Origin of the sequence: Paenibacillus sp. LHD-38, from assembly GCF_031157315.1 — a bacterium.
GTDB lineage: Bacteria > Bacillota > Bacilli > Paenibacillales > Paenibacillaceae > Pristimantibacillus.
In genome coordinates, this window is sequence record NZ_JAVIFU010000012.1 from 25,992 (window position 1) to 39,142 (window position 13,151).

Annotated in this window: 12 protein-coding genes, 1 riboswitch and 1 other annotated feature; of the genes, 11 read left to right on the top strand and 1 reads right to left on the bottom strand. The window is 49.4% G+C overall.

From position 1 onward, the window contains the following. The first annotated feature begins 102 nt into the window (after positions 1-102). From RCO25_RS12210 to RCO25_RS12225, 4 genes are all read left to right on the top strand, one after another. Positions 103-507 (top strand): hypothetical protein, encoded by a 405-nt coding sequence (locus RCO25_RS12210; RefSeq protein ID WP_308996425.1) that lies wholly within the window; start codon positions 103-105, stop codon positions 505-507. Between the two features lie 85 nt (positions 508-592). Next, positions 593-825 (top strand) — a binding site (T-box leader). Positions 826-999: 174 nt separating this feature from the next. Then, positions 1,000-2,871, top strand: a complete 1,872-nt coding sequence (locus tag RCO25_RS12215) for an arginine--tRNA ligase (protein WP_308996426.1) — start codon at positions 1,000-1,002, stop codon at positions 2,869-2,871. Positions 2,872-2,942: 71 nt separating this feature from the next. Beyond that, positions 2,943-5,237: a heavy metal translocating P-type ATPase gene (locus tag RCO25_RS12220; RefSeq protein WP_308996427.1), complete on the top strand. Its 2,295-nt coding sequence runs from the start codon at positions 2,943-2,945 to the stop codon at positions 5,235-5,237. Further along, positions 5,234-5,920, top strand: a complete 687-nt coding sequence (locus tag RCO25_RS12225) for a sulfite exporter TauE/SafE family protein (protein ID WP_308996428.1) — start codon at positions 5,234-5,236, stop codon at positions 5,918-5,920. The genes RCO25_RS12220 and RCO25_RS12225 overlap by 4 nt, the downstream gene beginning before the upstream one ends. A 5-nt stretch (positions 5,921-5,925) precedes the next feature. Here RCO25_RS12225 and RCO25_RS12230 read toward each other — a convergent pair whose 3' ends face one another. Further along, positions 5,926-6,369, bottom strand: a complete 444-nt coding sequence (locus tag RCO25_RS12230) for a FixH family protein (RefSeq protein ID WP_308996429.1) — start codon at positions 6,367-6,369, stop codon at positions 5,926-5,928. Positions 6,370-6,558: 189 nt separating this feature from the next. Beyond that, positions 6,559-6,716: riboswitch (cobalamin riboswitch) on the top strand. A 144-nt stretch (positions 6,717-6,860) separates the two neighbouring features. Here RCO25_RS12230 and RCO25_RS12235 point away from each other — a divergent pair. From RCO25_RS12235 to cobS, 7 genes are read left to right on the top strand one after another with little or no spacing between them, the layout of a single operon-like run. Further along, on the top strand, positions 6,861-7,853 hold the full coding sequence (locus tag RCO25_RS12235) for an ABC transporter substrate-binding protein (RefSeq protein ID WP_308996430.1): 993 nt from the start codon (positions 6,861-6,863) through the stop codon (positions 7,851-7,853). A 4-nt stretch (positions 7,854-7,857) separates the two neighbouring features. Then, a complete protein-coding gene (locus tag RCO25_RS12240; RefSeq protein WP_374992103.1) occupies positions 7,858-8,895 on the top strand; it encodes a FecCD family ABC transporter permease in 1,038 nt (345 codons plus the stop codon). Further along, entirely contained in the window at positions 8,892-9,680 is a 789-nt protein-coding gene (locus tag RCO25_RS12245) for a heme ABC transporter ATP-binding protein (RefSeq protein WP_308996432.1), read from the top strand. Before RCO25_RS12240 ends, RCO25_RS12245 begins: the two co-directional genes overlap by 4 nt. Before the next feature lie 25 nt (positions 9,681-9,705). After that, positions 9,706-10,773: a nicotinate-nucleotide--dimethylbenzimidazole phosphoribosyltransferase gene (gene cobT, locus RCO25_RS12250; protein ID WP_308996433.1), complete on the top strand. Its 1,068-nt coding sequence runs from the start codon at positions 9,706-9,708 to the stop codon at positions 10,771-10,773. Positions 10,774-10,783: 10 nt separating this feature from the next. After that, on the top strand, positions 10,784-11,380 hold the full coding sequence (gene cobU, locus RCO25_RS12255) for a bifunctional adenosylcobinamide kinase/adenosylcobinamide-phosphate guanylyltransferase (RefSeq protein WP_308996434.1): 597 nt from the start codon (positions 10,784-10,786) through the stop codon (positions 11,378-11,380). Next, complete coding sequence (cbiB, locus tag RCO25_RS12260) at positions 11,377-12,357, top strand: adenosylcobinamide-phosphate synthase CbiB (RefSeq protein WP_308996435.1); 981 nt, start codon at positions 11,377-11,379, stop codon at positions 12,355-12,357. Before cobU ends, cbiB begins: the two co-directional genes overlap by 4 nt. Further along, positions 12,339-13,151, top strand: coding sequence for an adenosylcobinamide-GDP ribazoletransferase (gene cobS / locus RCO25_RS12265; RefSeq protein ID WP_308996436.1), 813 nt, complete (start codon positions 12,339-12,341; stop codon positions 13,149-13,151). Before cbiB ends, cobS begins: the two co-directional genes overlap by 19 nt.

The following is a 13,151-nucleotide window of genomic DNA, read 5'->3' on the forward strand; positions in this document are numbered from 1 at the left end:
TTTTCGTTACATTTTCAACAAAAATAACGTCTAATCTTATAGATAAATCGATTTTCTTCTAAGTAGGTGATCAATTCAACTTTTCAGAAGGCAGGAATAAAAGTGAACAAGAAAATGGGATGCATTTTGATAGGCGTTTTATCTTTGGTATTAGTCGTTTTTGTGTTTGATTTCGTGAGAAAGAATACCGATAACTTCGGTTATTTTCAGCGTTTTTCCGTGACGATAAATAATGAATCGGACTATGATATCGTTTCGGTAGAAATGGGAATCGTGTCAGGAACAGAGAAGGATTACTTCTCCGGAAAAATTAAATCAGGCGAAAGCTTGCGGATAAAACCGGAATTAAGCTTAGCGGGAGAAGGCGCCGTCTATTTGAAGTATACGGACGGCAGAGGGGTCATCGAAGAAACCATTGCATGCGGATACACAGAGTCGCTCTCCGGCAAAACACGAATAACGATAGACAATGACGGGGTTACCGAGAATGAACAAAAATGTTTGTAACGATAAGGGTCCTGATATTCCCATTCCCACTTGACACATGAAATCACATCCTGTATAAATACATTTAAGCAATCAATTGGAAATGAAAACATTAGCGATTGGAACAGTAATCTTTGACGGATAGTCACAGCGAGCCGGGTCAGTGGAAGCCGGTACGGAAGTCTGAGATGAAGCGGGTCCAGGAAATGGTTTGCCGAACCGAGCATGCAGAAGTAGGCAAATCCGGTCATCGACCGTTACGAAAACGAGGGGCTAAGCCGATATTAGGCTTGGCACTTAGAGTGGTACCACGGGATCTATAAAGCTCTCGTCTCTTATTTTAGAGACGGGGGCTTTTTTTAATATATAAGAATTTATAAGTTTTCACTTATAAATGTGCTTATATATCTCCGCGAAACGATAGCTTTTGCCACTGAGGACGGCGACAGCCGTTTACGCTTGTTTACAAAAGTATTTTTTTTACACTCGTATTAATCGATGGGAGGCATACGTATGATTCATGAACAAATTATCGGCGCGATAAAAAAAACGACGCAAAGCATACTGCTGGAGGCGAATGCGGTACGACCGGAACAGCTTAAAATTGCGGTCGAGCATCCCGTTAGTCTTTCGCATGGCGATTACAGCAGCAACATCGCAATGCAATTGGCAAAGGTATTGAAGCAGGCTCCGCTGCAAATCGCGAATGATTTTAGACAAAGGCTGCTTAAGCACCCAAGCCTTTCAGCAGCGATCGCTAAGATCGAGCTGGCTCCGCCCGGGTTTCTAAACTTCTATGTGAATTGGTCTTGGTGGGCTGAACATACGGCTTCGCCGGCAAAGATTAATCTTTCCGGCAACCAGAAGGTGCTTGTTGAGCATACGTCGATTAATCCAAATAAATCAGCGCATATCGGTCATTTAAGAAATTCCTGCGTCGGCGATACGATCGCTCGCATGCTGAGAAGAACGGGGTATCTGGTTGAGGTGCATAACTATATCGATGATCTGGGCAACCAGCTGGCCGATACGGTAGTTGGAATCCTTCAGTCAAAGCATGCGCAGCCGCATGAACGTTTTGGGGATTTTTGCTGGGACACATATGCAAGCATCAACAAAGCCTATAAGGAGCAGCCTGAGCTGCTTAAGGAACGCACGAGAGTTCTAACCGAGCTTGAGGAAGGCCATTCCAATACAGCTTGGATGGGCCTGCTTGTAGCAGAGCGTATCGTAAGAGAACATGTCGAGGAAATGAAGCAGTTCGGAATAACCTACGATGTCCTCGTATGGGAGAGCCGTATTGTGCGTGAAGGCTTCTGGGCTCGTGCGTTTGAGCTGCTGCAATCGACGCAAATATTCCGACAAGAGAGTGAAGGGAAGCTTCAGGGCTGTTGGGTGCTCAAGCATTCAGAGGATAAAGGAGAGGCAGACGAGCAATCGGAGTTTCAAACCGACAAGGTGCTCGTTCGCTCAAACGGCATCTTAACCTATACGGCTAAGGATATCGCTTACCATCTTTGGAAGTTTGGACTGCTGAAGCAGGATTTTCGCTACAAAAAATTTGAGGACCGCCTATGGACAACGCATTCCAGTGGAGTGAGAAAGAAAATCGGCCGCGCCGATATGGTAATTAACGTGATAGACCAACGCCAAGAATATCCGCAAGCAATGGTCAAGCAAGCATTGCAAGCGTTAGGCTTCCAGAAACAGGCGGATCAATTGCGTCATGTTAGCTATGGAGTTGTATCGCTAAGCCCAGAGACGGCAAAGGGACTTGGTATCGATACTTCTGACGGCAAACATGCCTATGCGATGTCCGGCAGGCAGGGCGTCGGCATCAAAATTGCGGAGTTTCTAGAAAAAATGGAGCAAATGATTGCTGCTAACCGATCGAAGCAAGGAGGTTTGTCCAGTCATGCGATTGCAGCAGCCTCGATCCGTTATTACTTGCTCCGCTTCCATTTGCAGACGGAGATCGTCTTTGATCTAGAGCAAGCGATGGAGATATCCGGCAATACGGGCGTATATTTGATGTATTCTTATGCGCGCTCGAGCCGTATTCTGAAGAATGCGGGCGAGTCTGCTTTTACGAATCGTTTCTTGTTGGATATGAATGAGCTACAAGCTCAGGAGCACTCGCTCCTAAGACAGCTTGCCTATTGGCCTGAAACGATGCAAGCAGCCGTAAATGAGATGTCTCCTAATCAGCTGTGCACGTATGTGTATGAGTTATCTACGCTGTTTAATCATTTTTATGCTACTTGCACGGTACTAAAGGCGGAAGGCCAAACCAAAGACTTTCGTGTTTGGCTCACTGAGCGCTATATGCGCACGATGAAGGACGCGCTTGAAATATTGGGAATTCCAACGCCAAACCGCATGTAGCCGCAGGTTCCATTCATGCAATCCGATTGCCTGTCATATAGTTAAACGCAGAGGTACAGGCGTAAAGGGCGATGAATGGAAGGCAGGTGCGCAAGTTGGAGCAAACGGTCAATCAAAATGAATCGGAAAAAGGCCTGACGATAGATTTCGCGGTGCATGGCATGAGCTGCTCTGCCTGTGCGGCAAGGATTGAGAAAGCAGTCAGCAAAATGGAAGGCGTTCAGATGGCTGCTGTCAGCTTTCCGCTGCGAACGGCGTGGGTGCAGTTTAAGCCTGAACGAGTGGAAGCCAAACAAATCGCTGAGCGGGTAAAGCAATTGGGTTTTATAGCTTTATTGAATGAAACCGCAAAGAAAGGCTTGCGCAAGGAGCATGATGTTCTCAGACTAAGGCTTGTCATATCCGCACTTCTTACGCTGCCGCTGTTAATTAGCATGCTTCAGCATATTCCGCTGCTTCAGCCTTTACTTGCCTATTTGCCGGGTTGGCTGAGCCTTCCTTGGCTGCAGCTATCGCTTGCAACGATCATACAATTCGCGATTGGCATGCCGTTTTATTTTGGCGCGTATCACGCTCTGCGGGAACGAAGCGCGAATATGGATGTGTTGGTCGTAATCGGGACGACCGCAGCTTATTTATACAGCCATTATGTGGTTTTTCAAAATGGCTTATTCCGACCGGTTGCCGAAACAGCCGCCCATGCACCTCCCTTATATTTTGAGACATCGGCAGTCGTGATGACTGCCGTGCTGCTGGGCAAATACATTGAAACCTCGGCATCGCTAAAAGCCCAGAGCGGATCTGACGGTTACAGCAAGCTTCAGAGCCAAACGGCCGTCGTTGAGAGGGCAGGCGAAATTGTACGATTGCAGACGGAATTCGTTCGAGCAGACGACATCATTATCGTGCTGGCTGGTGAAATTATCCCGGTAGACGGAATGATAATCGCCGGGCAGTCAGCCACGAATGAGTCATTGCTGACAGGCGAGAGTTTGCCAGTTGCCAAACGTGAGGGTGACCAGGTTTGGGCCGGAACGCGAAATGAAACAGCGCAGCTTCGGATCCGCACGCAGGCTGCCGGTCATGATACGATGCTAAACCGTATTCAGGAGCTGGTCCGCCTCGCCCAACGCTCGAAGTCGGCTATTCAGCGCAATGTTGATGCGGCGGCAGGCTGGTTCGTTCCGGTTATGCTGATTTTCGCCGTGGTGACCGTCATCATGTGGGGGTTATTTCTCGATCCGGGAGACTGGAGCAAAGCGTTCATATGCGGGATTGCCGTCTTGCTTGCGGCTTGTCCCTGCGCGCTAGGCTTGGCTGCTCCAATCTCTTTAGTTATTGCATCCGGGAGACTGGCAAAGCAAGGTATAATCGCTAAGGAAGCGGGAGCTCTGGAACGCTTGGCGAGCATCCAAACGATTATTTTTGATAAAACCGGGACGCTAACCGAAGGCAAGCCGCAGGTGAGCGCAATATTGGCCGTGAAAGGCAACCGAGCAGCACTGCTGAGAAAGGCAGCTGCCGCAGAAGCGGAATCGGCACATCCTCTATCCGTAGCTATTCGACTTGAAGCCGCAAAGCTAGGACTCGTTATTCCGGCTTCCAGCAACCACGTATTTACGCCGGGTGGAGGCGTTGAAGCGGATGTTGAAGAGCAGAAATTCTCGATTGGCAATGCTAAGTTTGCTGGCGAACGGAAGTGGCCGTTGAACAGCGAAGTCATCGTTTTTGCCAAATTTCATGAACAATTAGGGGAGACAGTTCTATATCTGGCGCTAGATGATATATGCGTCGGCGCAGTCGCATTCAGTGACAGAGTTAAAGCAAATGCCAAAGAAACGGTTAAACAATTAAAGCAGCTGGGCATTGCTTCTGTTCTCGCCACTGGCGATCACGAGGCGCCGGCGCTCGCTGCCGCCAAAGCGGCAGGCATAGCGCAGGTGCATGCTTCTATGCTGCCAGAAAGCAAGCTTGAGCTTGTCGAGCGCCTGAAGCGAAAAGGCAGACGCGTTGCCATGGCAGGCGATGGTTGGAATGACGCTCCGGCCTTGGCGGCTGCGGATGTCGGCCTTGCCATGGGAGAAGGGACGGACGCCGCGCTGAGCGCAGGGCACATGACCTTATTATTCTCAAGGCTTCAGGCGATACCGGAAGCGGTTAGAATTAGCCGGCTTACGATTCGTAACGTAAGGCAAAACTTATCGTTTGCATTTGTATATAACGTAATTGTCATACCGTTTGCGGCATTTGGCCTGCTTGAACCATGGATGGCAGGCACTGCAATGGCGCTTAGCTCCGTTTCCGTTGTCGGGAACGCGCTCCGGCTGAGCGGGCAGCTTAAGCGTAAGTCGGGGCCAAACCTATGACGCTTACATGGCAGCAAATCGGCTTTATTATTTTGACCGGCTTATTCAGCGCACCGCATTGCATTGGGATGTGCGGGGGAATCGTATCAGCCGTGTCTCTGAATTCCGCGGCAACGTTGAGGAAATCCATGCTGCTGTATAATATGGGACGCATTTTATCCTACGCCGCGTTAGGAGCAGTAATGGGCACCGTTGGCTCTTTTGTTGACGTGGCTGGCAAATTTGCAGGCGTACAAGGCTTAGCTTCCATCATCGGCGGCTGTTTCTTGCTGCTGTGGCTGTGGCGGAGATTCCAGCTGCCGCTGATGAACCGTTTATCATCCTTCCTTCACCAACGTTTGGCTGGAGGCGCGAAACGTTCCGAGCAGCAAGAAACCTTGCATTTGCTCGCGACGGGAATCGCGTTTGGCTTCCTTCCGTGCGGACTGACTTACGCGATGCAGATGACAGCCGCCTCTACCGGCTCCGGTCTGGAAGGTGCGGCTGTCATGGCGTTATTCGGCTTATCCACTTTTCCCGCATTAGCGCTTGCTGCATCTGTCGCAGCCTTCGCAAACAAAAAATGGCGCAGGTTTATGCGCAAAGCAAGCCTGGTGACAGCTATTGCGGTCGGCGTTATTTCAATTTTGCGCGGTCTTGCCGTCAATGGCTTGATTCCATCGGTCAACCCGTGGTTATGGTAGGCGTTCTAGTGGACTGCTCGCAGGAGCCTAACGATGGTATAGGTATGATCAGACATCTCAAGCGATAGGGTAGCCTTCCAAGTACCTGCCATTAATGGAACGCCATCACCTTCGTATTTTCCTGGTGCAGATTCGTCCATGTTGAATTCATAATCGCCGCAAACCATATCGAGCATTTCAAGCTTTACTTGAAAGGACGCGCCTTTAACGGGGCTTCCATTCAGATCGGTCAAATCGATTATAAAGCTGTTGCGGTGAAGTGCTTTGGCCGGGTATGCGTCAATTGTCCAAATGATATTTCCTTCTTCGAAAGCATGCTCAGTAACAGGCGGAGGCGCTTCTTCGCCCGGGCGAAGCCAAATAAATGCTATACCGGCAAGCAGCGCAATGATTATGAAAAAAAAGACGAACTTGAATAGTGATGAATGTTCTTTATGATGCGGCAGCATGTTGCTTAACCTCCTTCGTGCGACTGTATTGGATGAAGCACTTTTAAGTTACCTATGCAGTAATTGTATGAAGCAGAACGAAATAGGTAAGGGTTAGGAGTGCCAATTGTATTGGACAAAATCAAAAGGACAGTGTATATTAACAACGGATAATTTCATAGTTTATAGACAGGTGCGGATAAGAGTTTGTCCGATAAGGAAGCGATAGCTTATTGGAACTCATTGATGCTTAAAAGGGAAGCCCGGTTTAAATCCGGCACGGACCCGCCACTGTAAGGCAGCGCAGCAGTAACATAGATGTACTGTGCTAGCCAAGTCAGAAAATCTGCCTGTCTAATTAAACACTTAAACCTACGTGGACTTAGGTACAGTGTTGGAGAAGCTTATCGCTTAGCTGTTTTTTGGAAAAGCGTATGATAGCATTTCTGGCACATTAGCCAGGGATGCTTTTTTTATTTATACGAAATTAATGAATAGGGGTGCAGTGAAAGATGAATGGAATTAACCGCAATATGATGAAAATACTGCTTGGCTTGCTTCTCGCCATGATGCTTGTCGTTATGAGCGCATGCGGGGCTGACAATGCAGTAAACCAGAACAACCAACAGACGGCCAACTCGGAGCAGGCAGCGACAGATGAACCAACGCCAGCAGAGGAAACGACGACGGTATATCCTTTGACGATTAAAGATGATACCGGAACGGAAATTACTTTTGAGAAACAGCCAACCAAAGTCATTACGCTTGTACCTAGCGAAACGGAAACGATTTATGCCATTGGCTCGGGAGAGCAAGTCGTAGGTGTCGATCAATGGAGCGATTATCCGGAAGAGGCTGCTTCGAAGCCGAAGGTTGGCGATATGACAACCAATATAGAAGCTGTCGTAGCCTTGAATCCCGATCTCGTGCTTGCTTCATCATCACTGAATACCGATGCAATTACAAAGCTTCGCGAGCTGAAAATTGCGGTGTATGCGACTGACCCGCTTACCTATGATGCAGTTATTGCCAAAATCGAAAATTTAGGTCATATTATGAATAAACAATCCGAAGCTAAGGCCGTCGCTGATCATATGCGCGATGTAAAGCAGCAGGTATCGGATGCTGTAAAAGATGTAGAGAAAAAGAAGGTATATTTAGAATTTTCACCGGGCTGGACGGTTGGCTCGGGCACTTTCCTTGATGAGCTCCTGAGCTTGGCTGGAGGTAACAACATCTCTGCAGGTTCTTCTGGCTGGTACGAGGTTAACGCTGAAGAAGTTGTGACACAAAACCCGGCACTCATTATTTACCCTGATTTGAAGGAGGAGCCGAATCCGATCGTTGTTGGTATCGAGAGCCGCCCAGGCTGGGATGTTATCGATGCGGTGAAGAACAAGCAAATGTTTGCAGTGACCGAAAATCCGCTCGTCCGCGTAGGTCCGCGACTGGCAGATGGTTTGCTCGAGCTTGCCAAAGTGATTCATCCGGATCTCGTAAAATAATCCTATGACCTATAAATTAGCTTGGTATGGAGGAGCAGCTATGCTCCTTCTTGCTGTTTCTATCGTTGTTAGTTTAACTATTGGTTCGTCCGGGATCTCGGTTCGCGATGTATGGGGCATTTTGCTGCACCAGCTGCCTTGGCTTTCGGACAACCAAACTTCTTATTCACCTGGGGAAATCGCTATTGTCACGCAGGTAAGACTCTCGCGTGTGCTGCTTGCCGTGCTTGTCGGCGCTTGTCTTGCGCTTGCGGGTACAGGTTTTCAAGGGGTGCTGCGCAATCCATTAGCTGATCCTTATACGCTTGGCGTTGCCTCTGGCAGCTCGGTAGGTGCGGCATTCATCATTTTGTTCGGACTTCAAACCGTACTCGGCATGTGGACGATTCCGCTTGTAGCCTTCGGAACAGGTACCGTTACGCTGTTAGGTGTTTTTTGGCTGTCACGTAATAAAGGGGTTATGCATATTGAAACGCTTATTCTTTCCGGGGTCATCATTCAATCCTTTTTAGGCGCTTTTGTTTCCTTTATGGTTTCCATGTCTGAGGGTGTAGTCAATCAAATCTTATTTTGGTTAATGGGATCGCTAGCCATGAGAAGCTGGGAAAACGTATATATGCTAATCCCGTTTCTAGCGCTCGGCTTCCCTCTGCTGCTTGCCTACGGCCAATCGCTTAACTTATTTGTTTTAGGTGAGAGGCATGCGGCCCATCTAGGCATAAACGTTGAACGAACGAAGCTGGTTGTGTTAATCAGCTCGACGCTGCTTACGGCGGCGGCTGTTTCTGTGTCCGGCGTAATTGGCTTCGTCGGCTTAGTTGTCCCGCATCTGATTCGTCTGCTGGTGGGCCCGGACTATCGTTTAATTACTCCTTTGTCCGCGATCGGAGGCGGTGTATTTGTCCTTTGGGCAGATACGCTTGCACGGATGGCATTGACGCCAAAAGAAATTCCGCTAGGCGTCGTTACCGCGTTGATCGGAGCGCCGTTCTTTGCTTATTTGCTGCATAGGCGGAAGATGAAGCAAGGAGGCACGTTATGATAGAGGCGCGCAGCATTACCCAGACCGTTCAGGGAAGAGTTGTGCTTAACGAATTATCCTGTTTTTTTCAAAAAGGGCGAATGTATGGCGTAATTGGTCCAAATGGCGTCGGCAAATCAACGCTGCTGCAGGTTCTGTCCGGTGTGGAGCGGCCGAAAAGCGGTGACATACGCCTTGATGGACGCAGCTTATCTTCCTATCCGCGAAAGCATCTTGCCAAGCAAATGGCTGTCCTGCAGCAAAGCGGTCTTCCTCCAGTAGGCTTCACGGTACGCGAGGTTGTCAGTATGGGAAGGTATCCGTTTCAGAATTGGCTGGGCAGCGATGAAAAGGATTCGGATACCATTATTAATGAGGCGCTTACCGCGATGGGGCTGCAAGAATTGGAGCAGCGCAAGATGGATCAGCTTAGCGGAGGGGAACGACAGCGCGTGGCTCTGGCGAAACTAATGGCGCAGGAGCCGTCTATTATTTTGCTGGATGAGCCGACGACCTATTTAGATATTGGTTTTCAAGTGCAGTTGCTTGACACGGTGCGGGCTTGGCAGCAGACGCGAGATCTTACGGTTATTGCAGTTCTCCATGATTTAAATCTGGCCGCGCTTTATTGCGACGAACTTGTCGTGCTGCATCAAGGGAAGGTTGCCGCAGCAGGAACGCCGCATGAGGTGCTCACACCTTCGCTTATTGAGCGGGTATATGAGACGAAGACTACCGTTATCTCCCATCCCGTGACCGCTGCGCCGCAAATTATGCTGCAGCCGAATTTAAAATCTGAATCATAAACATGCTAGAGAAGGAGTGATTGGAATGGCAGAAGATTTATACATACAGCTATTAGAAACGATTAAGAAAATTAAACCCTTCAACGAAGAGGCCGCGGCCCAGGCAGTGCAGCACTCTGATTCCTTAACGAAGCCGCCGGGCAGTCTCGGAAAGCTCGAAGCGATTGCGTCACAAATTGCGGGAATTTCGGGTCATCTCTGGCCGGACTTATCGCGTAAAGCAGTCATAGTTATGGCTGGCGATCATGGGGTCTGCGAAGAAGGAGTAAGCGCGTTTCCTCAGGCAGTGACTCCGCAAATGGTAATGAACTTCTTGAATGGGGGAGCGGCTGTCAACGTATTGGCAAGGCAAGCAGGAGCGGAAGTAATATGCGTCGATATTGGGGTTAATGCCGATTTAGAGCATGAACGGCTTCTTAGTCGGAAGATTGTGCGGGGTACCGCCAATATGGCAAAGCAGCCAGCGATGACAAGGGAAGAAACCCTTATAGCGATCATGGTCGGTGTAGATATCGTTAACGAAAAGGTTAAGCTCGGTTTCCGCTTGTTTGCTACAGGTGAAATGGGCATCGGCAATACGACAGCAAGCGCGGCTCTTACAACGGTTTTAACCGGGTTATCACCGGAAGAATCGGTTGGGCGTGGTACGGGGATTAACGATGCGAGCTGGTTAAATAAGGTGGATGTCGTGAAGCGGGCGATTGCTGTAAATGAGCTGGATGCAGATGCTGATCCTATCGATGTGCTGGCTAGGGTAGGCGGTGCCGAGATCGCCGGACTTGCGGGCGTCATTATCGGTGCGGCGGCTAACGGTTGCCTTGTCGTCATTGACGGATATATTTCATCCGCGGCAGCGCTTGTTGCGTCACGAATTGCAAAGCAGTCTTTGCCCTATATGGTGGCATCTCATCTTTCCCATGAGCAGGGTCATTTGAAGCTGCTGGAATCGATTGGTTTACTTCCGATGATGCAGCTGGAGATGCGGCTTGGTGAAGGTACGGGTGCTGTATTGGGTTTTCATTTTATTGACGCTGCGCTTCTTCTAATGCAGGAGATGGCGACCTTTGAAAGCGCAGGCGTAACCAAGGGCTAGGTGATGAAAGTTGGCAGTATTAGTAACCGGCGGGGCACGCAGCGGCAAGAGCAGCTTCGCGGAGCAATATGCGATGAGGGTGGCGGCTCGCGGTATATATATCGCAACCTGCCAGCCTTACGATCAGGAGATGAGCGAGCGGATTACTATTCATCAGAGAGATCGCACGGATACCGGCTATAGCTGGGAAACGCTCGAGGTGCCCTATGATGCGGCTGAATGGCTCCATCAAATAGATAAAGAGCTGTCGCAGGATGCTGCCGTTGCGGACGGAAAAAAGCCGGCAGTCGTTTTGCTTGATTGTTTAACCTTGTGGCTGACGAATTGGCTAATGCGAATCGAGCATGAAGCATTAGATGCTTCCCGTCTGGAGATCGAAATTTCGAAGCTGCTTGATGGAATTCAAAGCTTCACTCATCCCTTGCTGATCGTTACCAATGAGGTAGGGGACGGAATTGTTCCGGCATACCCGCTCGGGAGGCTCTTTCGAGATGAAGCAGGCCGCCTTAATCAAAGGGTCGCCGCGATCTGTGAGCGTGTATTCCTTGTGACGGCAGGCATACCGATAGAACTGAAGGCTCATGCATTCAGGTGGGAGCAGTTATGATATTTTATTCCTTGAAGGAGTTATTTCTTCTTGCAGGAGCCGCGCTGATGCTGGATTGGATTGTGGGGGATCCGAAATGGCCGACGCATCCAGTCATTTGGATAGGGCGATTAATACGCGGGTTAGAACGATATCTCCAGCCAGAGCGCTGGAAAGAGAGGCCTTCCGTTGTTAGAGGCCTGGGAATTGTGTTAACCTTGTTAACACTTATTATAAGTTCTGGTTTCATGTGGCTGCTCGTATGGGCAGCGAATGCCGTGCATCCATGGTTTGGCTATGCGGTAAGCGCTTGGTTTATTTCAACGACGATTGCGGTTAAAGGACTAAAGGAAGCAGCCATGCTGGTTTATAAGCCTTTGGTTCAAGGAAAACTGGATGAGGCGCGGAAATATGTCGGTTACATCGTTGGGAGGGATACCGCGGACCTTGACGAACGGGAAGCTTCGCGGGCAGCAGTCGAGACTGTCGCGGAGAATACCGTCGATGCGCTCGTGTCTCCATTGTTATTTGCATTAATCGGAGGAGCTCCGCTAGCCATGCTATACCGCGCTGTAAATACGCTGGATTCCATGGTAGGCTACCGTAATGAAAAATATAAATACTTTGGGTGGTTCTCCGCACGCACGGATGATGTTTTCAATTATATCCCGGCACGGATTACAGGCGTAATGCTTACGATTTCTGCGTTGTTCGACCTTAGAATGAGTGCCAAGGATGCTATTCGTTCCATACGGGCCTTTGCTCATCTTCATCCAAGTCCGAATAGCGGAATTCCAGAGTCAGCGGTCGCAGGTGCGATCGGCATTGAGCTGGGCGGCATGAATACCTATTTTGGCGTGACGAGCGAACGGGCGCGCATGGGCTGGCCGAAACGCCCGCTTGTAGCTGAAGATATCGTTCTGGCTGTTCGTTTATTGTACCGGGTTAGCTTTATTTTATTTGCGGGGGTGATTGCAGGTTGGTTCATCGTGAATTAAAGCTGCAGATTCAAGCCCTAATTGCTGCTTTACAGTTTTTAACAAGATTCCCAGTTCCCGTGACGGTTCCCTTTCAAGCTGCCGTTTTGTCGCGAAGCGTCGTTTATTTTCCGATGGCTGGAGCAATCATTGGCGCTTGCATCTATGCCATCACTTGGTTGTTAGCTCTATTCGTACCTGCTTGGCCGAGCGCGGTACTGGTACTCATCTTCTGGACGGCGCTAAGCGGCGGACTGCATCTTGACGGCTGGATGGATACGGCAGATGGCGTACTCAGTCATCGCTCCCGTGAGCGAATGCTCGAAATCATGAAAGACAGCAGGGTGGGCGCAATGGGGGTGCTTGCTGCTGTATTTTTGCTGCTGTTTAAAGCTTCGCTGCTGGCTGAGCTTTTGCAGCATGAGAATTTCAAGCTGTACGGGCCGCTGTTTGTGATTATCCCGATGTGGAGCCGAGCATGGATGAGCACAGCGATTGCCGGATGGCCGTTCGCCCGAAAAGGCGAAGGAATAGCCATTCTATTTCATGAGGTGAAAGGTGCTCAAGCCGCTGCGGCGCTCCTTATAACGGCTGTCGGTACAGCGCTTATATTGCGATTGATTGGAATTAGCATAGATGAAATTGTTCTATGTCTGCTCGCTATTGTTTTTTGTGTGTTTGTTGTTGGCGGTATGCTTGCTTCTTGGCTAAATCATAAGCTGGGCGGACTAACAGGTGATACATATGGAGCGATGAACGAAGCCATTGAAGCAGTGCTGCTGTTTGCTGCTGTTGTTTGGCTGCATGCATATTAG